We start from the raw sequence: 24,784 nt of genomic DNA on the forward strand, positions 1-24,784 counted from the left end.
TGCCGGCCGTGCCGCCCCCGCCGGGCCCGCCGGCCCGGCGCCCGGCCGGCTCGCCGGAACCGCTCGACGGCGACGGCGCCACCGAAATCATTGGCGGACGGCAGCAGCCCACCGAGTTCATCGCCCGCGGCAGCAACCCGACCACGGTGATGTCCGCGGCCCCACGGCACCCCGGCTACGGCCCGCTATCCGCCCCTGACGACGTGGCCTACCCGGACACCTACAACAGCCACGGCGACACGGACGATGCGGCAGTTCATGCCAGCAAGCGGGCGCAACGCAAACACGACCGTGACGAGGAAAAGGCGCGGCAGCGTGCTGCGGCCACTCCGGTCCGGAGCCTGCGCGAGGGGAACCCCCGGCGCCGGGGGCTGCTCTGGGTACTTGTCCTGGTCACCGCGGCGCTGCTGGCCGGCGGGGCCGGCTGGTTCTTCGGCATGGGGCCGGGCTCCCCCGGCACGATTCCGCAACTCACGAACAAGACGGTCGCTGAGGCCCAGCAGCTGCTCCGCACGGCGGGCTTCCAGTCCACCACCCAGGACGTGTTCCACGACGACGTCGCCCCCGGGCTGGTGGTGGGATCTAAGCCCGCAGCCGGGGAAGTCATCCGGAAGTTCCAGCCGGTGTCCCTCGCGGTGTCCAGGGGCCCGGAGCTGTTCCCCCTGCCGGAGCTGGTCGGGACGTCCCTGGACGAGGCCAAGACGGCCCTCAACGGCGCGGGCATGGCCCTCGGACAGATCTCTGAGACCTTTGACGAATCCGAGCCCGCCGGCACCGTCCTGGCGCAGGCACCGCGCAGCGGCAATCCGGTCCGGCACGGCACCCCGGTGGACCTCACCGTGTCCAAGGGCCCGCAGCCCCTTCCGGTGCCGGACGTGCGGGGCCAGGAGCAGGGGGACGCGGTCAAGGCCATCGAAGCAGCCGGATTGAAGGCTGTGGTCTCGCCGGAAACCGTCTTCGACCGGACCGTGCCCAAGGGTTCCGTGGTGTCACAGGATCCGGCCTCCGGCAACCTCACCCGGGGCGGGACTGTGACCCTGGCCGTTTCCAAGGGGCCCAGGCTCGTTGACGTTCCGAGCTTCGTGGGCAAGCAGGTCGACGAGGCCCGCAAGGCACTTGAGGGCCTGGGGTTTGAAGTCCAGGTCGAGGATATTCTGGGCGGGTTCTTCGGCACGGTCCGTTACCAGGACCCCGTGAACAAGAAGGTTCCGGAAGGCTCCGTTATCACCCTGACCGTGGTCTGACCGGGCCGGCCCAGTGTTGATGTTCAAGGGTTAAAGAGGCTCCGCCCGGCTGAAACCAGCCGGGCGGAGCTCCCGGGTGCCGGGACCTTTTCTTAGCGCTTGGCCAGGGCCCCGGCCACCAGGAAGGCCATCTCGAGGGACTGCATGTGGTTCAGGCGCGGATCGCAGACCGATTCGTAGCGGTCCAGGAAGGACTCCTGGTCGACCGGATCGGCCCCGCCGAGGCACTCGGCCACGTCGTCGCCGGTCATTTCGACGTGCAGCCCGCCAGGGACCGTGCCGAGCGCGTGGTGGACCTCGAAGAAGCCGCGCACCTCATCGATGACGTCGTCGAAGTTGCGGGTCTTGTAGCCGTTCGGCGAGGTGACCGTGTTGCCGTGCATCGGATCGGTGACCCAGAGGACCTGGGCGCCGGACGCGGTGACCCGCTCCACGATCGGGGGCAGCTTCTCGCGGATGTTGCCGGCGCCCATCCGGGTGATGAAGGTCAGGCGGCCGGGTTCGCGGTCCGGGTCCAGCTTATCGATCAGGCGCAGCGCGTCATCGCCGCTGGTGCCCGGCCCCAGCTTCACACCAATCGGGTTGCGGACCCGCGAGAGGAAGTCGACGTGGGCATGGTCCAGTTCGCGCGTGCGCTCACCGATCCAGAGGAAGTGAGCGGAGGTGTCGTACGGGAAGCCCGTGCGGGAGTCGATGCGGGTCAGGGCGCGCTCGTAATCGAGCAGCAGCGCCTCGTGGCTGGCGTAGAACTCCACGCGCTTGAGGGCCTCGAAGTCCGCGCCGCAGGAGGACATGAACTTGATGGCACGATCGATATCCCGCGCCAGCGACTCGTAGCGTGCGTGGGCGGGGTTTTCGGTGAAACCCTTGTTCCACTGGTGCACCAGCCGGAGGTCCGCGAAGCCACCCTGGGTGAACGCACGGATCAGGTTCAGGGTGGAGGCGGAGGTGTGGTAAGCCTTCAGCATCCGGCCGGCGTCGTGAGCCCGGGATTCCGGCGTGAAGTCGTAGCCGTTGACGATGTCGCCGCGGTAGGCCGGGAGCGTGACGCCCTCACGGGTCTCATCGTTGGAGGACCGCGGCTTGGCGAACTGCCCGGCCATCCGGCCCATCTTGATGACCGGCATGGCGGCACCGTAGGTGAGGACCACCGCCATCTGCAGGATGGTGCGGACGCGGGCGCTGATCTTGTCCGCCGTGGCGGCCTCGAACGTTTCCGCGCAGTCGCCGCCCTGGAGCAGGAACGCCTTGCCCTGCGCCGCAGCGGCGAGGCGTTCGCGCAGGATGTCCACTTCGCCCGCGAACACGAGCGGGGGAAGCACGGAGAGTTCCTTGACGGAGGCTTCGAAAACGGCCTTGTCCGACCAGCTCGGCTGCTGGGAGGCCGGCAGCTCCCGCCAGTGGTCCAGGCCGGGATAGTTAGCGGCACCGCTCTGGGCGGTGCTGGTCAGGGCAGAGCCCGCCACGGGCGAGCCGCTCAGGGAACTGTTCAGGGGGGAGGCCGAAGGCGCAGATAGCTCAGTCACCCTCTAAGGATAGTTGCCTCCGTGGCGATCGTCGGACCCGGGCCGTCATTGACTGCGCCCGGCCCGTCACACGCTCCGGTCACACACTCTCCGGGGCAGCAGGTCCGGTGCCGGCGGCGCCGTCCCCGGGCACTTCGGTGGCTTTCCCGGCGAGGCGGAGCTTGACGACGGCGGCGTACTCGTCGACGTATTCCTGGCCGGAGAGCCGCATGAGTTCGTACATGATCTCATCGGTCACGGACCGCTGGATCAGCCGGTCGTCCTCCATGCCGTAGTACCGGCTGAAGTCCAGCGGCTCGCCGAAGATCATCCCGATGCGCCGGATGTTGGGCATCCGTTTGCCGATCGGCTGAACCTTGTCCGTGCCGATCATCGCGACCGGGATCACCGGGACGCGGGCCTGCAGGGCAAGCCGCGCCACGCCCACTTTGCCGCGGTACAGCCGGGAGTCCGGGCTGCGGGTGCCCTCGGGATAGATGCCCAGGAGCGAGCCGTTCTTCAGCACGTCCATGCCGGCATCGAGTGAGCGGGCGGAAGCCGCGCCGCCGGAACGGTCCATCGGCAGCTGGTTGGTCAGCCGGAAGAAGGCGGCCGTCAGCCTGCCCTTGACCCCCTTGCCGGTGAAGTACTCCGACTTTGCGAGGAACACGACGGGGCGGGGCACCATCAGCGGCATAAAGATGGAGTCGGAAAAGGAGAGATGGTTGGACGCCAGAATGGCTGCGCCCTGGCTGGGGACGTTGTCCAGGCCCTTGACCCACGGCCTGAAAAGCGTCTTCAGGACGGGTCCGAGAACGAACGTCTTCATGAACCAATAAAACACGTGGCGGAACCTCTCCGGAAGGCGTCTGGCCGGCCCTCCATCGGACCCGGCCAGCACTTCAATGACACCCTACTCTAGTGAGTTTTGTCCGGAACAGTGACACGATGGGCACATGACCGCAAGCACTCCCCTGGCGCCCGCAGCGTTCCGTTATCCCGGCCACGGCGCCAACGCGGGCATCGGCGTGGCCATCTGCCACGGCTTCACCGGCAGCCCCCTGAGCGTCCTGCCCTGGGCGGAGCATCTGGCCGGGCTGGGCTTCGCGGTGTCCGTCCCGCTGCTGCCGGGACATGGCACGGACTGGCGCGACCTGGCCCGGCACGGCTGGCAGGACTGGTACCGGGCCTTTGAAGCCGCCTATCTGGAGCTCTCCGCCGGGACCGGGCACTGCTACGTGGCAGGGCTGTCCATGGGCGGAACCATTGCTCTGCGCACGGCGGCGCGCCACGACGTCACCGGGGTCGCCGTCGTCAATCCGGGACTGAGCTTCTATGACCGCAGGGTGCGCTACATCGGCCTGCTCAAACACATCCAGCGCACCACCGTCCCCGTCCAGGAACCGCAGCCGGCGGCGCCCGCCACCGAGGACGGCGACTACACGCTCACTCCGCTGGAAGCCGTCCACCAGCTGAGCAGGCTCTTCAAGGCGGCGCGGCGCGAACTGCCTGCCGTCGCCGCCCCGGCGCTCGTGTTCAAGTCCGCCACCGACATCGTGGTCCCGCCCTCCTCGCTCGAGCTGCTGCGGAAGGGACTGGGGTCGCGCGAGCTGGAAGTGGTCCGTCTGCCGGCCAGCGGGCACGTGGCCACGCTCGACGTCGACGCCCCGCTGATCTTCGAGCGGTCCGCCCGGTTCTTCCTGCACCATGCAGCCGCCGCGACGCCGTCCGCGGCGGGACCGGACCAGCCCGCCACCAGCAACCCGGAGACTCCATGACCATCCCCCTGGACCACACACCGTTCAGCAGCCCGTTCACCGGAACCGGGCCCCGCACCGGCGTCGTCGTGTCGCATGGTTTCACCGGCAGCCCGCACGGCGTCCGGGACTGGGCCAGGTCGCTGGCCGACGCCGGCTACGCCGTGCGGATGCCACTGCTGCCCGGGCATGGCACCAGCTGGCAGGACCTGGCCCGGACCCGCTGGCAGGACTGGCACGCGGCGCTGGACGCCGCCTACCTTGAGCTCGCCGGGGAATGTGAGCGGGTCTTCGTGGCCGGGCTGTCGATGGGCGGGGCGCTGGCGCTGCGGATTGCGGCCACGCGGCCGGTCGCCGGCGCCGTGCTGGTGAACCCCGGCCTGGTCATTGACGATCCCCGGGCACCGCTGGCCGGCATCCTGAAATTCGTGCTCAAGAGCACCCCGGCGATTGCCAACGACATCCTCAAAGAAGGCATCGTCGAGGGTGCCTACCCCCGCACACCCGTTGCCGCGGCGCACGAACTGAACAGGATGTTCAAGGACACCGTGCGGCTGCTCCCCCGGATCACCGCCCCGGTGCGGGTGTACCGCTCCGCGGTGGACCATGTGGTCTCCGACTCGAGCATGGTGGCCCTCCGCCGGGGACTGACCCACGCGCCGCTGGAGGTGATCCGGCTGGAAAACAGCTACCACGTGGCTACGATGGACAACGACGCGCCCGAGATCTTCCGCGGCACGGCCGAATTTATCCGGTCACTGGGTGCGGGAGGCGGCCCGGACGCCGCCCACGCTAGCCAAAAGGACACGGCAGATGACTAGACCGGACCCCAACTCCGCGGATTCCAGCGCCAACCAGGACGACGCCGTCTGGCTGGACCTGGTCGCGAGGCTGGAAGGCAGGGACACGGCTGCGGCTGCCCGCCCCGTGATCCCGGAAGGCCCGGAAGCCCGGGACGGCCTTGGCGGCCCGGACGTCCGGGAAGGCAGCGGTGCCGCGGACGTCCGGGAAGGCAGCGGTGCCGCGGACCGTGCGGAGGGCCCCGGAGTGCCGGACGCACCCGGCGCGGACGACCCGCCCGCCGCCGACCCTGCCGGCTCCGCCCCGCGGCCCTTCAGCGACTTCGACCCGCTGGGGCTTTCCGTCGGGGTGCCGATTGAGCTTTCCGCCGAGGAGCGGCAGGCGCAGCGCCACGCGGACGGCGGCCCCCCGGCCGGCGCCGCCGCCGACCGCCCCGGGGCTGCCCCCGGGCCGCGGGACTACGAGGGCACGGAGGACGACCCGCTGGGCCCGGGCGAGTTCGTGCCTGAGGAACCGCCCAGCCTCGCCGGAACCGACCCGCTGACGGTGCTGGCCTGGCTGGGGGCCGTCGGTGGCCCCGTAGCGCTCCTGATCGCCGCGATGTTCTGGCGCTCCGCCCCGTTGATGGCCATCCTGGGCATGGTGGCCGCCTTCGCGGCGTCGGTGGTCTTCCTGATCATGAAGCTGCCGGGCGAAAAGGACGAACACGACGACGGCGCACGCATCTAGCTGACCGGGTCCGCCCGATCGGCCGTGCGCCTCCGGCCGCACCCGGTGCAGGCCGCGGCCGGCCCAGGATCGGCTAGCTGTGCATGCGGCTGCTGACCCGGGACAGGTCCGCTGCACCGATCAGGCCCGCATTCGGGCCCAGGGCTGCGAGCTCGATTTCCGCCGCGGGCCGGAACCCGCGGCCGGTCAGGTTCCGGGCGAAGGCCTTCCGGGCCGGGCCAACCAGCAGTTCACCGGCGTCGCAGAGTCCGCCGCCAATCACGAACTTGCCCGGATCCAGCGCCGCGGCGAGGTTGGCGAGGCCCAAACCGAGCCACTCCCCGACATCCTCCAGCAGCTCCCGGGAGGTCGGGTCACCGGCCTTGGCCAGTTCGGTGACAATCACCCCGGTGATGCGCTCCGCGTGGCCGTCCACCGCTTTGAGCAGCTCCTGGGCCACCGGGGAATTGGCGGCGGCGAGTTCCCGAGCTTCCCGGCCGAGTGCGTTGCCGGAGGCGTACTGCTCCCAGCAGCCCCGGTTGCCGCACTCGCAGCGGTGGCCGCCGGGCATGATGATCTGGTGGCCGAACTCACCGGCCACGCCGAAGCGCCCGCGTTCCAGCCGGCCGTCCATCACCATGGCACCGCCGATCCCGGTGCCGAGGGTAATGCAGACCAGGCGGTTTTGGCCCTGCCCGGCCCCAAAGCGCCACTCCGCCCAGCCGGCCGCATCGGCGTCGTTGGTCAGCAGCACCGGCCGGCGGAGCAGCCGCTGCAGGTTGTCCCGGAGGGGCTCGTTGCGCCACGCAAGATGGGGGCTGAACAGTACGGTCCCGCCGTCAAGGTCCATCCAGCCGGCCGCACCGATCCCGACCGACCAGATCCGATGACCTTCGCCCAGTTCCTCCACCAGCTCCACAATCACCTGTTCGACCGCACGGGGGTCGTTGCCGGGAGTGGACCGCTTGGCCTGGGCGAGGATCCTGCCCTCCGCATCGACCACACCGGCCGCCACCTTGGTGCCGCCAATGTCCACCCCGATGGCGAGGCCTTTGCGGCCCAGCCGCAGGTGCTCACGGAAGCCCTGGCCGGCCGGTCCGGCGGCTGCGCCCGCCAGCGTCCTGCGCCGCCAGGCGGCCGTCCTCCGGTACGGGCCGGGCTGCTGCCCGGATGTAGGTGTGTGCATGGTTCCTTATCCTATTCGCCGGAACGGAGGGCAGAGGCCGGATCACGGCCGCGGCCGGAACCAAGTGGTTATCAAACCGTAAGGTTACTCGCCAGTAGGTGTGGTGGAACACACATGCTTTCGACCGCATACTAGTGTTAGTCGTACCCCTTGCGGGTCCATGGATATCAAAGGAGCTAACGTGCGAGAAATCAGTGTCCCGCCCCTGGTCACCGTCCCCCCGGAAATGAACGTCACCGACCTGGTCCTGCGCCAGGCTGCGAAGGCGTCCAACCCGGCCCTGTTCTCCCGCCTGGACGCGGCCGGACAATGGCAGGACATCCGGGCCACCGATTTCCTGGCGGATGTCTCGCTGCTCGCCAAGGGCCTGATGGCCAGCGGCGTGGGTGCCGGCGACAGGGTCGGTATCATGTCCCGCACCCGGTATGAGTGGGCCCTCATCGACTTCGCCATCTGGTTCGCCGGTGCCGTGTCCGTGCCGATCTATGAGACCTCATCCCCCTCCCAGGTCGCCTGGAACCTGGGCGATTCCGGCGCCGTTGCCGCGTTCGGCGAGTCCGCCCACCACGAGACCGTCATCCGGCAGGCCGCAACCTCCGAAGGCCTCACCGCGCTGGCCCACGTCTGGCAGCTCGAGGGAACCGGCCTGGACGAGGTCCGCGCCGCCGGCGCGACGGTCAGTAATGAGGAGCTGGAGGCACGGCGCAGCCTGGCCTCCCTCAAGGACCTCGCCACCATCATCTACACCTCGGGGACCACCGGACGGCCCAAGGGCTGCGAGCTGACCCACGGCAACTTCGTGGAACTCTCCGAAAACGCGCTCGCCACCTCGCTGAACACGATCGTCCACGAGCATGCCCGGACCATCATGTTCCTGCCCCTGGCCCACGTGTTCGCACGTTACATCTCGGTGCTCGCGGTCGCCGCCGGCGTCACGGTGGCGCACACGCCGGACATCAAGAACCTCCTGCCGGACCTGCAGAGCTATAAGCCGACCTTCATCCTGGCGGTGCCGCGGGTCTTCGAAAAGGTCTACAACTCGGCACTGACCAAGGCAGAGGACGGCGGCAAGGGCGCCATCTTCCACCGCGCCGCGGACACCGCCATCGAGTTCTCCCGCGCACGCCAGGCCGGCAAGATCGGTCTGGGCCTCAAGCTCAAGCACACCGTCTTCGACAAGCTCGTCTACAGCAAGCTCCGCGCGGCCATGGGCGGCGAGGTGGCCCACGCCGTCTCCGGCGGCGGCCCGCTGGGCGAGCGGCTGGGGCACTTCTTCCAGGGCATTGGCATGCAGATCCTGGAAGGCTACGGGCTCACCGAGACCACGGCACCCGTCACGGTTAACACGCCGGATTTGATTAAGATCGGCACCGTCGGCGCCCCGATTCCCGGCAATGCCGTGAAGATCGCCGACGACGGCGAAATCCTCGCCAAGGGCGTGTGCGTCATGCGCGGATACTACAAGCGCGAAGACCTCTCCGGCGAGTCCTTTGTCGATGGCTGGTTCCGGACCGGCGACATCGGACAGCTCGATGCGCAGGGGTTCCTGACCATCACCGGTCGCAAAAAGGAAATCATCGTCACGGCCAGCGGGAAGAACGTTGTGCCGGCCCTGCTCGAGGACCAGATCCGTGCCGACGCGCTGGTCTCCCAGGTGCTGGTGGTCGGTGACAACCGCCCCTTCATCGGCGCGCTGGTCACCCTCGACGAGGAAGCCCTGCCCGGCTGGCTGCACCGCCACGGGCTGCCCGCCTCCACGACCCTTGCCGAGGCCACCGACAACCCGGTGGTCAAGGCCGCGGTGCAGGAACTCATCAACGGTGCCAACCAGACGGTGTCCCAGGCCGAGGCCATTAAGTCCTTCCGGATCGTGCCGGCCGACTTCACCGAGGCCTCCGGACACCTCACGCCGTCGATGAAGGTCAAGCGGGCCCAGGTGATGAAGGACTTCGAGAACGTCATCGAGGAAATGTACGGCACCCCGCGTCCTGCCCAGGTCTAAGCGGCGCCAAAGCAACCCGCCGAAGCAACGCGGGGTCAGATACCGCCCGTCAGCGGCCTGCTGATGGGCCGCATCTGACCCCGCGTTGCTTTAAGTGTTCGAACAAGAAGGGTCCTTCCAGCCTCTCGGCCGGAAGGACCCTTCCTTCTTGTCGTGCAGTGCTCGCGCGGTGGCGCTCGCGCGGTGGTGCGTGGCGGTTATTCGACGACCAGCAGCAGGTCTCCGCCCTGGACCTGTTCGATCGCACCCACGGCGAGGCGCGAGACCTTGCCGGCAACCGGCGTCGTAATGGACGCCTCCATCTTCATGGCCTCGATCGTGGCGACAGTGTCGCCGGCCTTGACCTCGTCGCCGGACTTGACGGTCAGGGTGACGGCGCCGGCGAACGGTGCGGCCACCTGGCCGGGCTGGGAGGTGTCGGCACGTTCGGCGGCCTTGACGTTGCTGACCACGGAACGGTCGCGGACCACGACCGGGCGGGACTGTCCGTTGAGCGTGCACATCACGGTGCGCATGCCCTTCTCGTCCGGTTCCGAGACCGCTTCGAGCGAGGCGATCAGGCGGACGCCCTTCTCCAGCTCGATCTCGTGCTCGGCGCCGCGCTGCAGCCCGAAGAGGTAGTCGCGGGTGTCCAGCACCGAGAGGTTGCCGTAGGACTCCACACTCTTCTGGTAGTCCTTGGCGGGACCGGCGAAGAGCAGCCGGTTCAGGGTTTGCTGCACGGTCTTTGAATCGGACCTCAGGGCGGCGCTGTCCTCGGCGCTGAGCTCGACGTCGCGGACCTTGACGGTGCGGCCCTGCAGCGCCTTGGTCCGGAACGGTTCCGGCCAGCCTCCGGGAGGATCGCCCAGTTCACCGGAGAGGAAGCCGATCACGGAATCCGGGATGTCGTACTTCTGCGGGTTTTCGTTGAAGTCCGCGGGGTCGGCGTTGAGTCCCACGAGGTGCAGGGCCAGGTCTCCGACGACCTTGGAGGAGGGGGTGACCTTCACCAGCCGGCCGAGGATCCGGTCGGCGGCGGTGTACATGTCCTCGATGGCCTCGAACCGCTCCCCGAGGCCAAGCGCGATCGCCTGCTGGCGCAGGTTGGAGAGCTGGCCGCCGGGGATTTCGTGCTGGTAGACCCGGCCGGTGGGGCCCGGCAGGCCGGATTCGAACGGTGCGTAGACGCGGCGGACGGCCTCCCAGTAGGGTTCCAGGGCGCACACGTTCGCCAGGCTCAGCCCGGTGTCGCGGGGCGTGTGGACCAGGGCTGCCACCAGCGCGGACGCCGAGGGCTGGCTGGTGGTGCCGGCGAGCGAGGCGGAGGCCACGTCCACGGCGTCCACTCCGGCGTCGACCGCTGCCAGCAGCGTGGCCAGCTGGCCGCCGGCGGTGTCGTGCGTGTGCAGGTGGACCGGGAGGTCGAAGCGCTCGCGCAGGGCCGTCACGAGGCGGGCAGCGGCGGCGGGACGCAGGAGCCCGGCCATGTCCTTGATCGCCAGAATGTGCGCGCCGGCGTCGACGATCTTCTGGGCCAGCTCCAGGTAGTAGTCCAGGGTATAGAGCGTCTCGTCCGGGTCCAGCATGTCGGCGGTGTAGCAGAGGGCCACCTCCGCGACGGCCGTGCCGGTGTCGCGGACGGCGCGGATGGCCGGGGCCATCTGGTTGACGTCGTTGAGCGCGTCGAAGATGCGGAAGATGTCGATGCCGGTGGCGGCGGCCTCGTTGACGAAGGCCACCGTCACCTCTTCGGGGTACGGGGTGTAGCCGACTGTGTTGCGGCCGCGGAGGAGCATCTGCAGGCAGACGTTCGGCAGCGCCTTGCGCAGCGCCGTGAGCCGGTCCCAGGGATCCTCGCCGAGGAAGCGCAGCGCGACGTCGTAGGTCGCGCCGCCCCAGGCCTCGACGGAGAGCAGTTCCGGGAGGAGCTTGGACACGGCCGGGCCGGCGGCCACGAGGTCGCGGGTGCGGACGCGGGTGGCGAGCAGGGACTGGTGCGCGTCGCGGAACGTGGTGTCCGTGACGGCGACGGCGTTCTGCGCGCGCAGGGCCTGCGCGAAGCCTTCCGGGCCCAGCTCCAGCAGCCGCTGGCGGGAGCCCGGCGCGGCGGCGTCGTCGTCCAGTGCCGGGAGCTTGGCGGCGGGATCGCTGTGGACTGTGAGCTCGCCGTTGGGCTTGTTCACCGTGACTTCGGCGAGCCAGGTCAGCAGCTTGGTGCCGCGGTCCGCGGAGACCCGGGCGTTGAGCAGTTCCGGGCGTTCGTCAATGAAGGAGGTGGCCACGTTGCCGGCGATGAAGTCCGCGTCGTCCAGGACGGCCTGCAGGAACGAGATGTTGGTGGAGACGCCGCGGATGCGGAACTCGGCGAGGGCCCGGCGGGCCCGGGCCACAGCGGCCGGGTACTCGCGGCCGCGGCAGGTCAGCTTGACCAGCATCGAGTCGAAGTGCGGGCTGATTTCAGCGCCGGAGTAGACGGTGCCGCCGTCGAGCCGGACGCCGGCGCCGCCGGCCGAACGGTAGCCGGTGATCTTGCCGACGTCGGGCCGGAAGCCGTTGGCCGGGTCCTCCGTGGTGATCCGGCACTGCAGGGCCGCGCCCTTGAGCTGGACCGTCTCCTGGGAGAGGCCCAGGTCCGCGAGGGTCTCGCCGGCGGCGATGCGCAGCTGCGCCTGGACGAGGTCGACGTCGGTGACTTCCTCGGTGACGGTGTGCTCAACCTGGATCCGCGGGTTCATTTCGATGAAGACGTGCTGGCCTGCCCGCTCCCCCACGGTGTCGACGAGGAATTCCACGGTGCCCGCGTTGACGTAGTTCAGCGCCTTGGCGAACTTCACGGCGTCGCGGTAGAGCGCCTGCCGGATGCCTTCGTCGAGGTTCGGCGCCGGGGCGATCTCGATGACCTTCTGGTGGCGGCGCTGGATGGAGCAGTCGCGCTCGAAGAGGTGCATGACGTTGCCCTCCGCATCGGCCAGGATCTGGACCTCAATGTGGCGGGGGCGCAGAACGGCCTGCTCCAGGAACATGGTCGGGTCGCCGAACGCCGCGTCGGCTTCGCGCATGGCGGCCTGCAGTGCTTCGGGCAGGGCGTCGCGGGATTCGACGCGGCGCATGCCGCGCCCGCCGCCGCCGGCGACGGCCTTGGCAAAGATGGGGAAACCGATCTCGTCGGCGGCCGCGATGAGCTCGTCGACGTCCTTGGAGGGCTGGCTGGACTTCAGGACCGGGACGCCGGCCTTGCGGGCCGCCTCGAGCGCGGCGACCTTGTTGCCGGCCAGTTCGAGGACCTCGGCGGGCGGCCCCACGAAGGTGATGCCGGCCGCGGCCGCGGCCCGGGCCAGGCGCGGGTTTTCGGAAAGGAAGCCGTAACCGGGATAGATGGCATCGGCTCCGGATTCCTTGGCCACACGCACCACTTCGTCGACATCGAGGTAGGCCCGGACGGGGTGGCCCTCTTCACCGATCAGATACGCCTCGTCGGCCTTTTGGCGGTGAATGGAGTTGCGGTCCTCGTTCGGGAAGACGGCTACAGTTTTGGCACCGAGTTCGTAGCCGGCACGGAAGGCACGGATCGCGATTTCGCCGCGGTTGGCCACCAGAATCTTCGAAAACATACTTCTCCTGCATCATCGCGGGTGTATCGGTAATTGGTCACAGTGTCTAGGACCTGCACGGACAAACACAAATTATTGTGTCGACGGTCACAGCGGCGCACGTCACGTATGCCGGATTAGGCACGTACGTCAGGCAGGTACATCAAACAGCTTCACCAGGGAGGGCCGGATCCCGGCCCCGGTTGAAGCTTATCCATGATCTGCCGCCCCGGCACAAGATGAGGCAGGGATTAGGCGGGACGGCAACATATGATGAGAGATGGGTGGCGCATTCTCGCCCCGGCTCCGGAGAACGCAGGAGCCGGCAGGACCCCGTCCCGGCAACCGGCGTTAGGTATTGGTTTTTCAAGTGCAAGTAGTCAGCATCAGCAGCCTCAAAGGCGGTGTCGGCAAGACATCGGTGACCACCGGATTGGCGTCCGCGGCATTGGCCGCCGGCATCCCCACCCTCGTCGTCGACCTTGATCCGCACGCGGATGCGAGCACGGCCCTCGGAGTCCGGCCTGGAGACCAGCAGGACATCGGCCGGATGCTCAAGGCGCCCCGGCGGGCCCGCCTGTCCGAAAACGTGGTCCCCAGCGGCTGGGTGGAGCGCACCGCCGCCTACGGTGTGGCGCCCGCAGGCTCGTCGCCCGCCGTTCTGGATGTGGCCGTCGGCTCCGCGTTCACCGGCGTTTATGACCGCCCGGACCTCGGACGACGCGACCTGCGCCGGCTCTCCGCAGTGCTGGCCGGCGCGGACAAGTACGAGCTGGTCCTCGTGGACTGCCCGCCCTCCCTGAACGGGCTCACCCGGATGGCCTGGTCCGCCAGCGACAAGGTCACCCTTGTGGCCGAGCCCGGGCTCTTCTCGGTTGCGGGCACGGAACGCACCCTGCGCGCCATCCAGCTGTTCCGGCAGGAATTCGCCCCGAACCTCTCCCCGGCCGGCATCGTTGCGAACCGGGTACGCAGCGGATCCGCCGAGCACACCTTCCGCCTCGCCGAGATGGAGTCCATGTTCGGCCGGCTGCTGCTCTCACCGCACATCCCGGAGCAGGCCAACTGGCAGCAAATCCAGGGCGCCGCACACTCCATCCACCACTGGCCCGGGGAGTCGGCCAAGAACGCCGCCGCCCTGTTCGACGCCCTGCTGGCCAACCTGCTGGCCGCGGACAGCCGGCCGACGGCCGCCCGGGACCGCCTGCACCGCTAGCCAGCCCCGGGAACCCCCAAAGCAAAAGCAACGCGGGGTCACTTGCCGCCCATCCATCATGCCGTGATGGGCGCCAGGTGACCCCGCGTTGCTTTTTGGGGCGTTGGTGGGGGCCGGCGCCTAGCCGATCTTGCGGGTGGCCCGGCGCTTGCTGAGTTCGTCGTCCGGGAAGGACTGGACGCTGACATGTTCGCTGGGAAGCGCTGCGAGGCTGCCTTCCACTTCCCGCCAGACACGGCCGACGGCGATGCCGAAGACGCCCTGTCCGCCCTGGACGAGGTCGATGACCTCGTCGGCCGAAGTGCACTCGTACACGCTGGCGCCGTCACTCATCAGGGTGATCTGGGCAAGATCCTCGACGCCGCGCTCCCGGAGATGCTCGACGGCGGTGCGGATCTGCTGCAGGGACACGCCGGTATCAAGGAGCCGCTTGACGACCTTGAGGACCAGGATGTCGCGGAAACCGTAGAGGCGCTGCGAACCGGAACCGGCGGCGCCGCGAACGGCGGGTTCGACCAGCCCGGTGCGTGCCCAGTAGTCCAGCTGGCGGTAGGTGATGCCCGCTGCCTTGCAGGCCGTCGGGCCGCGGTAGCCCGCATCCTCGTCCAGAACAGGGAGATCCTCGGTGAACAGCAGACCCTGGGCACCGCTGGCCGGCACGGCCACACCGGCCGTCGAGGGCTGGTTAAGCTCGCCTGCTTCGCCTTTCGGACTCACGTGGATCCTCCTTGTCGTGGCTCCCCTGCGGACATTTGCAGTAACAACCCGTTATCCCTAGCGAAAAGAAACCACGGGTGGATAAAATTCATCCGTGTAATTCCGCCGGGCTGCACCTTCCAGTGTGACCTGAGCGGCTGTTGCGTGCAATGGGAACCTGTACTTCTGACGTTAGGCCTGCCAGGGCCCAAGGTCAAAGACGTTCGGGGTATTGCCGGGGCGTGTCGAAACTTTCAGCCTCGACTTTAACCTTAACGTGATGTCAGCCCGCGAAATCCTCAGGTTCCACGTCGTCGAGGAACTCGCGGAAACGGCGCAGCTCCCCTTCCTCGTCGACGGCGGGACCCGGATGGGTGTCCTCGCCCTCGTCGTGTTCGGTGATCCGCACGCCGGCCTCTTCCATCACGGCGTCGGCGCACCAGATCCGGCACTTGGCGCGGAGGCCCAGCGCGAGGGCGTCGGAGGCCCGGGAACTGACCGTGGTCCCGTTCTCAAACTGGAGCTGCCCGTAGAAGACATTGTCCTCCACGGCGACGATGTTGACGCTGACGATCGTGTGGCCGAGGGTTTCCACGACGTCGATCAGCAGGTCGTGGGTCATGGGGCGCGGCGGCACGACCCCCTGCTGGGCCAGGGCGATGGCGCTGGCCTCGGGGGTGCCGATCCAGATCGGCACATGCCGCTCCCCGTGGATCTCCTTGAGCAGGACGAGTGGCTGGTTGGACGGAAGCTCTATCCGCACGCCAACAATTTCCACCTCAATCATCAGATGTCCATCCTCGAGATGCGGTCTTGGACCAGGGCGCGGTGCAGCGTCAGGCACAGCTCGCTGATCTCCCGGGCGGCTTCGGCGGCGCGGGCCTGCGAAGCGGCATCCTTGCGCGAGGTCAGGGTGGCCACCGCGCGTTCCACCAGCCCGAACTCGCGTTCGGCGGCGGCCTGGAACGGCCGCAGGTGCCGTGGCTCCAGGCCGTGGCTCTCCAGCTGGACGCAGGCGCGTGCGACCTGGAGGGCGTGCTCATCAAATTTGCCGTTGACGTGGCCGATCAGGCCATAGCTCAGGAGCGACTCGACCAGCGGCACGCTGGCGCCGGACTCGGCCCGGAGCTGTTCCTCGCTGAGCCGGCGGACCCGGTTCTGGAGCTCGGAGGCCAGCTCCTCGGAGACGATCCGCGGCGAGACCGTCACGCCAGGGGGCAGGTTGTCCGGCCGTTCGCCCCGGTCGATGGCGTCGAGGTAGTCCTTGATGACCTTCAACGGCAGGTACTGGTCGCGCTGGAGGGCGAGCACGAATCGCAGCCGCTCGACGTCGTTCTCGCCGTACTGCCGGTACCCGGCGGGGGTCCGCTGGGGGTTGATCAGTCCCTTTTCCTCGAGGAACCGAATTTTTGACGCGGTCATGCTGGGGAAGTCGTCGCTTAGCTGAGCCAGGACCTCCCCGATGTTCAGAACCTGGGGTCCGCGCCGTTCCGCTTGTGCCATGGCCACAGGCAGCTACCCCGGAATCAGACGTTGCCTGCTGCGCGGGCAGGGCTGAGGTAGAAGGTGAGGCGGAACTTCCCGATCTGCACTTCGTTGCCGGACTTCAGCCCGACACTGTCGACGCGGTCGTGGTTCACGTAGGTGCCGTTCAGGCTGCCGGTGTCCACCACTTCGAAGCTGAGCGGCGTACGGCGGAACTCGACGTGCCGCCGCGAGACCGTGACATCGTCAAGGAAGATATCGGCGTCCGGGTGCCGGCCCGCCGTCGTGACGTCCGAGTCCAGCAGGAAGCGCGCGCCCATGTTCGGGCCGCTGTGCGCGACCAGCAGTGCCGAGCCGTACGGCAGCGCCTCCACGGCGGTCCGCTCCTCAGCCGAGAGCTTCGGGGTGATCGTGGGTTCATCGCGGACCGGCGTGAGGTTGATCGACGTGGTCTCCGAAGACTTCACTCCACCCGTGCCAAAACCGTCACCGGTGTTGTTGCGTTCGTGCCCAAACATTGATTCCTCCATTCGTGCAGGTGTCCCCCCTGCAAACAACGCATGCCGTCCGGAAGTGCCTGGCAAATCCGGGATTCAACCCTCCGGCGGGGCGTCGTTTGGCTGGTTTCCCAACGTTGGGAACAACGACCCGGACCGAATGGCGTTTAGCTTTAGCCTACCTGCTGTTCGTACTCCGATGCACTGAGGAGCGACTCGATCGCGTCGGCTTCCGCCAGCTTGATTTCCATCAGCCAGCCCTCGCCGTAGGGATCCGAATTGATCAGGGCGGAATCCGTGTCCAGGGCATCGTTGCGGGACACCACTTCACCGGACACCGGGGCGTAGATGTCGCTGACGCTCTTGGTGGACTCGACCTCGCCGATCACGTCGTTTGCCTTGATCGTCGTGCCTGCCTCCGGCATCTGGGCATAGACGACGTCCCCAAGGGCGTCCTGGGCAAAATCAGTGATGCCTACGCGCACGACGCCGTCGGCGTTAGGGGCGGAAACCCACTCGTGTTCTGCGGTGTAGGACAGCTCTTCGGGAATGATGCTCATGACGGGCCTTTCGTCGGATCAATCACCAATATCGGCGGCGGGGTATGTGAACGGTCCGCCGCTGAAAGTATAGGCACATCCCGTCGGACCCGGGGAGGACTCTGGCATGATGGGGCGATGACGGAAATTCCCGGTAACGGCTAGGCCATGCCCGAACTTCCGGAGGTGGCTGCCCTGGCGGACTTCCTGGCCGCGCGTCTGGCCGGCGCTGCCGTCACGAAGATCCAGATCGTCTCCTTCGCCGTGCTCAAAACGGCGGATCCCCCTATCTCCGAACTGGAGGGCCGGACCGTGACCGGGGTGCGCCGCTTCGGCAAGTTCGTCAGCCTGGAGGCCGGGGGGCTGTGTTTTGTCTTCCACCTGGCGCGGGCCGGCTGGGTCCGCTTCACCGACGCCCCCACCGGCACCCCCCTGAAAATGGGAAAGGGGCACATCGCGGTGCGGCTGTCGTTTTCCGGCCCGTCCGGCCCCATGGATCTCGACCTGACCGAGGCCGGCACGAAGAAGAGCCTGGCGGTGTACGTCGTCCGGGATCCCCCCGACGTTCCCGGGATTGCCGCGCTGGGGCCGGACCCGTTCAGCGCCGGGTTCGACGCCGATGCCCTGGCGCGGATCCTTGGTTCCAGTTCGCAGCAGATCAAGGGGGTCCTGCGAAGCCAAAGCATCATCGCCGGCATTGGAAACGCCTACAGCGACGAGATCCTGCACGCTGCCCGGACGTCACCGTTCGCCCTTGCCAGGACCCTGGACCGGGAGGCGGTCCAGCGGCTCTACGACTCGATCCACGGCATCCTGGGAACAGCGCTGCGGGAGGCGAGCGGCAAACCGCCCGGTGAACTCAAGGACACCAAACGGACCCACATGAGGGTCCACGGGCGGACCGGCGAAGCGTGCCCGGTGTGCGGGGACACCGTCCGCGAGGTGTCCTTCGCTGACACGGCCCTGCAGTACTGTCCCGGCTGCCAGACGCAGGGAAAAATCCTGGCCGACCGCCGGACGTCGCGGTTCCTGAAGTAGCCGCCGGAACCAGCGGCAGCAGGTAAGGGGCCAGCCGCCAGCAGCACCCGGACAACAGAAAACCCCGCCACTCCCTGGTCGGGAATGGCGGGGTACTTTCTGCTGGTCGGGCTGACAGGATTTGAACCTGCGACCCCTTGACCCCCAGTCAAGTGCGCTACCAAGCTGCGCTACAGCCCGCTGGTTCCGCCGTTCTCCGCTCCCGACGTCATTCCCTTGTGTATCGAGGAGAATTTCGTCTGAGCAGTCCGGCCGAACCACCTCCAAAAGCTTACACGATTCCGGAGGGTGCCCGTGACACTTTCCGCATGCCACGGGCCAGGTGTGCCGGAATTAACGCTTCTTGCCGCGCTTTTCCCGCACACGCATGTTGACCTCGATCGGCGTGCCCTCGAATCCGAAGGTTTCCCGGAGCCGGCGCGTGATGAAGCGGCGGTACCCCGGGTCCAGGAAGCCCGTGGTGAAGAGCACGAACTTCGGCGGTCGGCTGGAGGCCTGCGTGCCGAAGAGGATGCGGGGCTGCTTGCCGCCGCGGACCGGGTGCGGGTGTGCCGCGACCAGCTCGCCGAGGAAGGCGTTGAGCCGCCCGGTGGGAATGCGCTTGTCCCAGCTTTCCAGGGCCGTGTCGAGGGCCGGGACCAGCCTGTCCTTGTGCCACCCGGTCAGCGCCGAGATGTTGACGCGCGGCGCCCAGGCCACGTGGGCCAGGTCCTGCTCGATTTCACGCTCCAGGTAGATGCGTCGTTCGTCGTCCAGGAGGTCCCACTTGTTGAACGCGAGCACCAGGGCACGGCCGGATTCGATGGCCAGCTGCAGGATGCGGACGTCCTGCTCGCTGAGCACTTCGTCCACTGCGAGGAGCACGACGGCGACCTCCGCCTTTTCGAGCGCGCTCTGCGTGCGCAGCGAGGCGTAGAAGTCGGCGCCCTGCGCCATGTGCTGGCGGCGGCGGATACCGGCGGTGTCCACGAAACGCCAGGTGCGGCCGCCGAGTTCGATGAATTCGTCGACCGGGTCACGCGTGGTGCCGGCGGTGTTGTCCACGACAACCCGCTCGGAACCGGCCAGCTTGTTCAGCAGCGAGGACTTGCCCACGTTCGGCCGCCCGATCAGGGCGATGCGGCGCGGACCGCCGGAGCGCTCCAGGCCTTCGATCGTGGAGAACTCGGGAAGTGTGTCCATGACATGGTCCAGCAGGTCGGCGACCCCGCGGCCGTGCAGTGCCGAGACCGGGTAGGGCTCGCCGAAACCGAGGCCCCAAAGCGTGGCCGAGTCGGCTTCCTGCGCGAAGTCATCCACCTTGTTGGCCACCATGATGACCGGCTTCTTGGACTTGCGGAGCATCTTCACGACGGCTTCGTCCGTGGCGGTCGCGCCCACGGCGGAGTCGACGACGAACAGCACGGCGTCAGCGAGTTCCACGGCCATCTCGGCCTGTTCGGCAACGCGGGCGTGGATGCCGCGGGCATCGTGCTCCCAGCCGCCGGTGTCGACGACCGTGAAGTTCCGGCCGTTCCAGGTGGCCGAGTACATCACCCGGTCGCGCGTGACGCCCGGGGTGTCTTCCACCACGGCTTCGCGGCGGCCCAGGATGCGGTTCACCAGGGTGGACTTGCCCACATTGGGCCGGCCGATGATGGCCAGGACCGGATCAAGCTTGACCGGACCGTCGAATTCCTCATCGTCGTACTCGCCACTCAGGAGGGCGGCGTCGTCTTCGTCCAGATCGTAGTCGTCCAGGCCGGCCCGGAGGGAGGCCGCGCGGACCTCGGCTTCCTCATCGTCCAGGGCGGCAAGGTGCTCGGCCACCTGGTCCGTGCCGGTGGGCGTGTATTCGTCTTCGCCGGCGCCAAATTGGCCGGAGGTTTGAGTCGTATCGCTCATTGCACTTTCCTTATGGGGTGATCTGCCGGCGTCCCGGCTACTGCTTCATGACGTTCTTGCGGGGAATCCGCGTCGGGCAAGGGCTGCCCGGTTCTTTGGATCGAGTCCTGGACATGGCGGGCCAGCGCGGCGCGGATCTCGGTTCCGGCCCTGTCCATTGAAACACGCCCGGTCTCGCCGGGCCTGCGGCTGACATTGAGGGCTCCGCCGAAGCTGACGTGCAGCCTCCGGCGCAGCCTGGGCACGGCGTCGAGGTGTTCCCCGCCCGTCCGGGTCCCGAGGATGGCCACGGGCACCACGGTCGCGCCGGAGTTCAGGGCGAGCCAGGCCACCCCTTTGTTGATGGCGGAGGCTTCACCACTCCCCCGCGTGCCTTCGGGCAGAATGCCGACGCACCGTCCGGCGTCGAGCACACCCTTGGCTGCGAGGAGCGCCGCCCGGTCGCCCGAGCGGTCCACCGCCAGCTGCCCGGAGGCCCGCAGCACGCGGCCGAGGAAGCCGGTGAACATTTCCTGCTTGACCAGGATGTGCATGGCGCGCGGTGACGCCCCGAACATCACCGGTCCGTCCAGGAAACTGATGTGGTTGCCGGCGAAGATCACCGGACCTGTCGCCGGCACGTTGGACCGCCCGGTGACCGACGTCCGGTAGAGGACATGGTTCAGGGTCCAGCCCACGGGCCGGCTCCAGATGGTGGTCCAGCGGGCCGGCAGCGTGGCCCGGGCCGCGGACGGAACAGCCGGCTGCTGCGCGGCGTCAGTCACGGTGGAGGCCCTGATGGTTGACGATGCTGTCCACGATACTGAGCGCGGCGTCGACGGTTTCGGCGAAGTCGAGCTCCGAGGAGTCCAACGTCACCACACCGTCGGCTGCCCGGGTGAAGTTCACCACGGTCGAGTCCTTCGCGTCGCGTCCGGTGACCTGCGCTGCGAGCTGTTCGACGCTCTGGCTGCCGCCGAGCTGGATGCCGCGGCGGCGCAGTCGCGCTTCTTCGCTCGCGGTGAGGAGCATCCGCACCTCGGCGTGGGGCGCGACGACGGTGGTGATGTCCCGGCCTTCGACCACCATGCGGCGGTGGTGCTTTTCGATCAGCTCGCGCTGCCGGCGGATCAGCTCGGTGCGGGCGCCGAGGGTGGTGGCGACGGCGCTGACGGCGGCGGAGATCGACGGTTCGCGGATCGCGAGGGTGACGTCGGTGCCGCCGACCAGCACGTGTTCCTCCAGCGGGCTGGTGCTGATGTCCAGCGGGAAGCTTTTGGAGGCGGCCTCGACGGCGGCGCCGTCGCCCAGGTCCGTGCCGCTGTCCAGGCAGAACCAGGTCAGGGCACGGTACATGGCGCCGGTATCGAGGTAGGCCAGTTTGAGCCGGCGTGCCACCTCTTTACTGACGCTGGACTTGCCCGATCCGGACGGCCCGTCGATGGCGACGACAAGGCTCTTTCCGGGGCGGAGGACGTCCACGGTTTCGATAAGTTCCTGGGTCATTACTGGAGTACCCGCCATCCACGGTCATTGAGGGCTTCGATTAACAGTTCGTGCTTGTTCGGCAGCACGGAGATTTCCACCATGCCCACGTTCTGGCCGGAGGAGTGGTCGAGCCGGAGGTCCTCGAGGTTGACGCCGATCTCGCCGATCTCCGTCAGCAGCCTGGCGATCTGTCCAGGCGTGTCATCCACCAGGACGGTCAGCCAGGAGTAGGCCTGCGGAGGTCCGCCGTGTTTGCCCGGGATGCGGGCCTGGCCTGCGTTGCCTTCGCTGATCAGCTGGGCAAGGTCGAGCCGGGCACCGGGCGCAGTCGGGTTCTCAAGCGTCCCGATGAGCCGGTTGAGGTCCTCGCGGACCCCGTGCAGGATCTCGACTACCTTGTCCGCGTTCGCGCCGAGGATTTGCACCCACAGGGTCGGATCACTTGCCGCGATCCGGGTGACGTCCCGCAGGCCGTTCCCGGCGAGGGACAGCGCGTGCAGGGGCGTGCCCTGCAGCCGGCTGGCCACGAGCGAGGACACCACCTGCGGCACGTGCGACACCAGCGCCACGGCCTCGTCGTGTTCCTCGGCGCCGAATTCGGACACCACGGCGCCCAGGTCCACGGCCAGTGCGCGCGCCGCCTGCAGGGACTGGGGCAGGGTCTCGTCCGCGGGGCACAGGACCCACGGCATCGAGGTGAAGAGCTCACCGCGGGCTGCGACCGGGCCCGACTTTTCCCGGCCGGCCATCGGGTGGGTGCCCACGTAGCGGCCGAGGTCAGCGCCCCGGGCGCGGAGCTCGGCCAGGATGGCCGCCTTCACGCTGGCAATGTCCACGACTGTGGCCGCCGGATAGTCCTTGAGGGCGCGTTCCACCACGTCCGCCGTGACGTCGGGCGGTGCAGCGACCACCACGAGTTCCGGCTGCTCGCCGTCAAGGCGCGCCAAAGGCAGGCCCGCGCCGATATCGACGGCGACGGCCTGGTTCGTGGGCGAAGGGTCGGAGAGGAAGACTGCCACTCCGCGGCCCCGCAGCCCCAGCCCGATGCTGGTGCCAAGGAGCCCGGTCCCCACGACCACCACCGGGCCGTTGAGGTGGCCGCGGCCGTGGGTGCGAAAGGCGGACATGCCTAGAGCCCTACGGATGCCAGCAGGTGGCCGACTTCCTGCTTGCCGAGGTTGCGGATGCTGCCCTGGCGCTGGTCGCCCAGGCCGATGGGGCCGACCTTCACGCGGACCAGGCGGAGCACCGGGAAACCGACGGCGTCGAAAAGACGACGGACGATCCGGTTCTTGCCCGAGTGCAGCACGACCTCGATCAGCACGTGGCCCGGGGTGGAGTCCACCAGCTTGAAGGAGTCAACCGATGCGATGCCGTCCTCGAGTTCGACGCCGGCCTTGAGCTCGGCGCCGATGCCCTGCGGGAACGGCCCGCGGACCTGGACCAGGTAGGTCTTGGGCACTTCGTAGGAGGGGTGCGTCAGGCGGTTGGCGAGTTCGCCGTCGTTCGTCAGCAGCAGCAGCCCCTCGGTGGACACGTCGAGGCGTCCGACGTGGAACAGGCGTTCGCCGTGGCTGTTGCGGACGAAGTCGCTGATGCAGGGGCGGCCGTCCGGGTCTTCCATCGTGGAGACAACCCCCTTGGGCTTGTTGAACACCATGTAAACCATGTTCTCGTCGAGCTGGATGCGCAGCCCGTCCACGTGGATCACGGCGTTCTTCGGGTCGACGCGGACGCCGAGCTCGGTGACGACCTGGCCGTCGACCTCAACCCGGCCCTCGGCGATCATTTCCTCGCAGACACGCCGTGAGGCGACGCCGGCCGAGGCCATGACCTTCTGGAGGCGGATGCCGTCCTGGTCGTGCAGGTCGGACTGGGGCACCTCGGCGCGGGGGCCGCGCTTGCGGGCCGGCTTGCGCACGGGCCCGAGGTTCTGGCCGAAGCGTTCGCTGCCGAAGGCGCGGGGGCCGACGGCCTTGGGGGCGCCGGTGCGCGGCTTGGGCTTGAGCGCACCGGGCGTGCCGGGGGCCTTGCCGAAGCCGGGCTTGCGGGCGGCGGCCTTCCGGGCTGCCTCCTTGCCGGAGGGAGCCTTGGACTTCCAGTCGCCGGAAACCGGCCTGCCTGCCGGCAGCGTGCCATCAGGACCCTGCAGGTCCGGATCGATGAAGGCCTCTTCGCGGGGCTTGGGGTGCTTGAAGGGGCGGTCTCCGCCGCCCTTGAAGCCTGCGCCCCCGGTGCGGCTTCCGCCGCCCTGCGCGCCGCGGCCTGAGCCGCCCTTGTAGTCGGCTCCGCCGCCGCGGCCTGAGCCGCCCGGTGCGCCGCGGCCTGAGCCCTGCGCTGAGTTTTGTCCGGCACTGTTGCGTCCCGAACCGTTACGTGGTGAACCCTGGCGTCCCGCCTGTGTCATGACCCGTCCTTCGTTTGTTGGCCGACGGCCGCTGTCTCCCGACAACACCCGCCTGCTGGGGCAAAAAGCTTCTGCCCTGGTGGTTACTGGTGCGCAGGCAGTTGTTCCTGCCTACATTCTTGCTGCGTCGTAGAACTCTTCGATGCCTTCCAGCCCCGGAAGATGGGGTGAAAGTTGCGGCAATTCCGCCACCGAGCCGATTCCCATCCGCTCCAGGAAATACGACGTCGTGCGGTAGAGGATGGCCCCGGATTCGGGATCTGTTCCCGAGTCCTCGATCAGCCCCCGCTGCGTCAGCGTCCGCACGACAGAGTCAACATTGACTCCTCGAATTGCAGACACCCGCGCCCTTGATACGGGCTGGCGGTAAGCGATGACGGCGAGCGTTTCGAGCGCCGCCTGCGTCAGCCTGGCTGTCTGTCCCTCCAGCACGAATCCACCGACGATATCGGCGAACTCAGCGCGGGAATAGATCCGCCAGCCTCCGGCGATATTCCGCAATTCAAAGCCCCGGGGGGTGGCACCGAAGCCGTTGAAACTGGCGTCGTGCACATCCGGGGCATTAACAGTATAGCCGTTATACTCCTGCTGCAGTTCCGCGAGCAGTTTCTCGACGACGTCGACGGTCAGGTTCAGCCCGGAGGCGAGTTCGGCCGCCGTCGCCGGCTCGTCGATCACCATCAGGACGGCTTCGAGGGCTGCCCGGCCGCCGCCGGGCAGGCCGTCGACGCCGGGACCGGCGTTGTCTGCTGCCGCGTTGTCAGCGCCGTGTCCGGACCG

Annotated in this window: 22 protein-coding genes and 1 tRNA gene; 7 read left to right on the forward strand and 16 right to left on the reverse strand. The window is 68.2% G+C overall.

Annotated elements, in window-relative coordinates:
* Nucleotides 1-1,244, forward strand: a 1,244-nt coding sequence (locus ACZYZ3_RS16755) for a PASTA domain-containing protein (RefSeq protein ID WP_463964939.1), incomplete at its 5' end; no start/stop codon positions are given.
* A 92-nt stretch (nucleotides 1,245-1,336) separates the two neighbouring features.
* Here ACZYZ3_RS16755 and ACZYZ3_RS16760 read toward each other — a convergent pair.
* Nucleotides 1,337-2,725 (reverse strand): class II 3-deoxy-7-phosphoheptulonate synthase, encoded by a 1,389-nt coding sequence (locus ACZYZ3_RS16760; protein WP_463964977.1) that lies wholly within the window; start codon nucleotides 2,723-2,725, stop codon nucleotides 1,337-1,339.
* A 124-nt stretch (nucleotides 2,726-2,849) separates the two neighbouring features.
* Entirely contained in the window at nucleotides 2,850-3,593 is a 744-nt protein-coding gene (locus ACZYZ3_RS16765; protein WP_463964940.1) for a lysophospholipid acyltransferase family protein, read from the reverse strand.
* A gap of 112 nt (nucleotides 3,594-3,705) precedes the next feature.
* On the opposite strand from ACZYZ3_RS16765, the gene ACZYZ3_RS16770 reads away from it, so the two are divergent.
* Genes ACZYZ3_RS16770 through ACZYZ3_RS16780 form a run of 3 tightly spaced genes read left to right on the forward strand, consistent with a single transcriptional unit; the run spans nucleotide 3,706 to nucleotide 6,036 of the window.
* The gene (locus ACZYZ3_RS16770) at nucleotides 3,706-4,527 is read left to right on the forward strand and encodes an alpha/beta hydrolase (RefSeq protein ID WP_463964941.1); all 822 of its coding nucleotides are present in this window, start codon (nucleotides 3,706-3,708) and stop codon (nucleotides 4,525-4,527) included.
* Entirely contained in the window at nucleotides 4,524-5,327 is an 804-nt protein-coding gene (locus ACZYZ3_RS16775; protein WP_463964942.1) for an alpha/beta hydrolase, read from the forward strand. The genes ACZYZ3_RS16770 and ACZYZ3_RS16775 overlap by 4 nt, the downstream gene beginning before the upstream one ends.
* Nucleotides 5,320-6,036, forward strand: a complete 717-nt coding sequence (locus tag ACZYZ3_RS16780) for a hypothetical protein (protein WP_463964943.1) — start codon at nucleotides 5,320-5,322, stop codon at nucleotides 6,034-6,036. Before ACZYZ3_RS16775 ends, ACZYZ3_RS16780 begins: the two co-directional genes overlap by 8 nt.
* A 73-nt stretch (nucleotides 6,037-6,109) precedes the next feature.
* On the opposite strand, the gene ACZYZ3_RS16785 is transcribed toward ACZYZ3_RS16780, so the two are convergent.
* Nucleotides 6,110-7,201, reverse strand: a complete 1,092-nt coding sequence (locus ACZYZ3_RS16785) for an ROK family glucokinase (protein WP_463964944.1) — start codon at nucleotides 7,199-7,201, stop codon at nucleotides 6,110-6,112.
* A 181-nt stretch (nucleotides 7,202-7,382) separates the two neighbouring features.
* Here ACZYZ3_RS16785 and ACZYZ3_RS16790 point away from each other — a divergent pair, with 181 nt between their 5' ends.
* The gene (locus ACZYZ3_RS16790) at nucleotides 7,383-9,203 is read left to right on the forward strand and encodes an AMP-dependent synthetase/ligase (protein ID WP_463964945.1); all 1,821 of its coding nucleotides are present in this window, start codon (nucleotides 7,383-7,385) and stop codon (nucleotides 9,201-9,203) included.
* A 197-nt stretch (nucleotides 9,204-9,400) separates the two neighbouring features.
* Here the strand turns inward: ACZYZ3_RS16790 and ACZYZ3_RS16795 are convergent, their stop codons facing one another.
* Nucleotides 9,401-12,796, reverse strand: a complete 3,396-nt coding sequence (locus ACZYZ3_RS16795) for a pyruvate carboxylase (RefSeq protein WP_463964946.1) — start codon at nucleotides 12,794-12,796, stop codon at nucleotides 9,401-9,403.
* Nucleotides 12,797-13,145: 349 nt separating this feature from the next.
* Between ACZYZ3_RS16795 and ACZYZ3_RS16800 the strand changes: the two genes are divergently transcribed.
* Entirely contained in the window at nucleotides 13,146-13,991 is an 846-nt protein-coding gene (locus ACZYZ3_RS16800) for a ParA family protein (RefSeq protein WP_463964947.1), read from the forward strand.
* Between the two features lie 120 nt (nucleotides 13,992-14,111).
* Here ACZYZ3_RS16800 and ACZYZ3_RS16805 read toward each other — a convergent pair whose 3' ends face one another.
* The 5 genes from ACZYZ3_RS16805 to gcvH all read right to left on the reverse strand — a co-directional run bounded on the left by ACZYZ3_RS16805 (nucleotide 14,112) and on the right by gcvH (nucleotide 17,229).
* Nucleotides 14,112-14,708: a MerR family transcriptional regulator gene (locus ACZYZ3_RS16805; protein ID WP_463964948.1), complete on the reverse strand. Its 597-nt coding sequence runs from the start codon at nucleotides 14,706-14,708 to the stop codon at nucleotides 14,112-14,114.
* Nucleotides 14,709-14,970: 262 nt separating this feature from the next.
* Nucleotides 14,971-15,474, reverse strand: a complete 504-nt coding sequence (locus ACZYZ3_RS16810) for a bifunctional nuclease family protein (RefSeq protein WP_463964949.1) — start codon at nucleotides 15,472-15,474, stop codon at nucleotides 14,971-14,973.
* On the reverse strand, nucleotides 15,474-16,190 hold the full coding sequence (gene ftsR, locus ACZYZ3_RS16815) for a transcriptional regulator FtsR (protein WP_463964950.1): 717 nt from the start codon (nucleotides 16,188-16,190) through the stop codon (nucleotides 15,474-15,476). The genes ACZYZ3_RS16810 and ftsR overlap by 1 nt, the downstream gene beginning before the upstream one ends.
* A 23-nt stretch (nucleotides 16,191-16,213) precedes the next feature.
* Nucleotides 16,214-16,690, reverse strand: a complete 477-nt coding sequence (locus tag ACZYZ3_RS16820) for an FHA domain-containing protein (RefSeq protein WP_463964951.1) — start codon at nucleotides 16,688-16,690, stop codon at nucleotides 16,214-16,216.
* A gap of 152 nt (nucleotides 16,691-16,842) precedes the next feature.
* On the reverse strand, nucleotides 16,843-17,229 hold the full coding sequence (gene gcvH, locus ACZYZ3_RS16825; protein WP_463964952.1) for a glycine cleavage system protein GcvH: 387 nt from the start codon (nucleotides 17,227-17,229) through the stop codon (nucleotides 16,843-16,845).
* Nucleotides 17,230-17,376: 147 nt separating this feature from the next.
* On the opposite strand from gcvH, the gene ACZYZ3_RS16830 reads away from it, so the two are divergent.
* The gene (locus ACZYZ3_RS16830) at nucleotides 17,377-18,246 is read left to right on the forward strand and encodes an Fpg/Nei family DNA glycosylase (protein ID WP_463964953.1); all 870 of its coding nucleotides are present in this window, start codon (nucleotides 17,377-17,379) and stop codon (nucleotides 18,244-18,246) included.
* Between the two features lie 103 nt (nucleotides 18,247-18,349).
* Here ACZYZ3_RS16830 and ACZYZ3_RS16835 read toward each other — a convergent pair.
* From ACZYZ3_RS16835 to scpB, 7 genes are all read right to left on the reverse strand, one after another.
* Nucleotides 18,350-18,426 (reverse strand) — tRNA-Pro (locus ACZYZ3_RS16835).
* A 153-nt stretch (nucleotides 18,427-18,579) separates the two neighbouring features.
* Nucleotides 18,580-20,130 carry a ribosome biogenesis GTPase Der gene (gene der, locus ACZYZ3_RS16840; protein WP_463964954.1) on the reverse strand — a complete coding sequence of 517 codons (1,551 nt, stop codon included), beginning with the start codon at nucleotides 20,128-20,130 and terminating at the stop codon, nucleotides 18,580-18,582.
* A complete protein-coding gene (locus ACZYZ3_RS16845) occupies nucleotides 20,127-20,807 on the reverse strand; it encodes a lysophospholipid acyltransferase family protein (RefSeq protein WP_463903259.1) in 681 nt (226 codons plus the stop codon). The genes der and ACZYZ3_RS16845 overlap by 4 nt, the downstream gene beginning before the upstream one ends.
* Nucleotides 20,808-20,886: 79 nt before the next feature.
* Complete coding sequence (gene cmk / locus ACZYZ3_RS16850; RefSeq protein WP_463964955.1) at nucleotides 20,887-21,615, reverse strand: (d)CMP kinase; 729 nt, start codon at nucleotides 21,613-21,615, stop codon at nucleotides 20,887-20,889.
* Nucleotides 21,615-22,724 (reverse strand): prephenate dehydrogenase, encoded by a 1,110-nt coding sequence (locus ACZYZ3_RS16855; protein ID WP_463964956.1) that lies wholly within the window; start codon nucleotides 22,722-22,724, stop codon nucleotides 21,615-21,617. The genes cmk and ACZYZ3_RS16855 overlap by 1 nt, the downstream gene beginning before the upstream one ends.
* Before the next feature lie 2 nt (nucleotides 22,725-22,726).
* Complete coding sequence (locus ACZYZ3_RS16860; protein WP_463964957.1) at nucleotides 22,727-24,004, reverse strand: pseudouridine synthase; 1,278 nt, start codon at nucleotides 24,002-24,004, stop codon at nucleotides 22,727-22,729.
* Nucleotides 24,005-24,115: 111 nt separating this feature from the next.
* Complete coding sequence (gene scpB / locus ACZYZ3_RS16865; RefSeq protein WP_463964978.1) at nucleotides 24,116-24,724, reverse strand: SMC-Scp complex subunit ScpB; 609 nt, start codon at nucleotides 24,722-24,724, stop codon at nucleotides 24,116-24,118.
* Nucleotides 24,725-24,784 lie beyond the last annotated feature (60 nt).

Source organism: Pseudarthrobacter linnaei, from assembly GCF_055412825.1.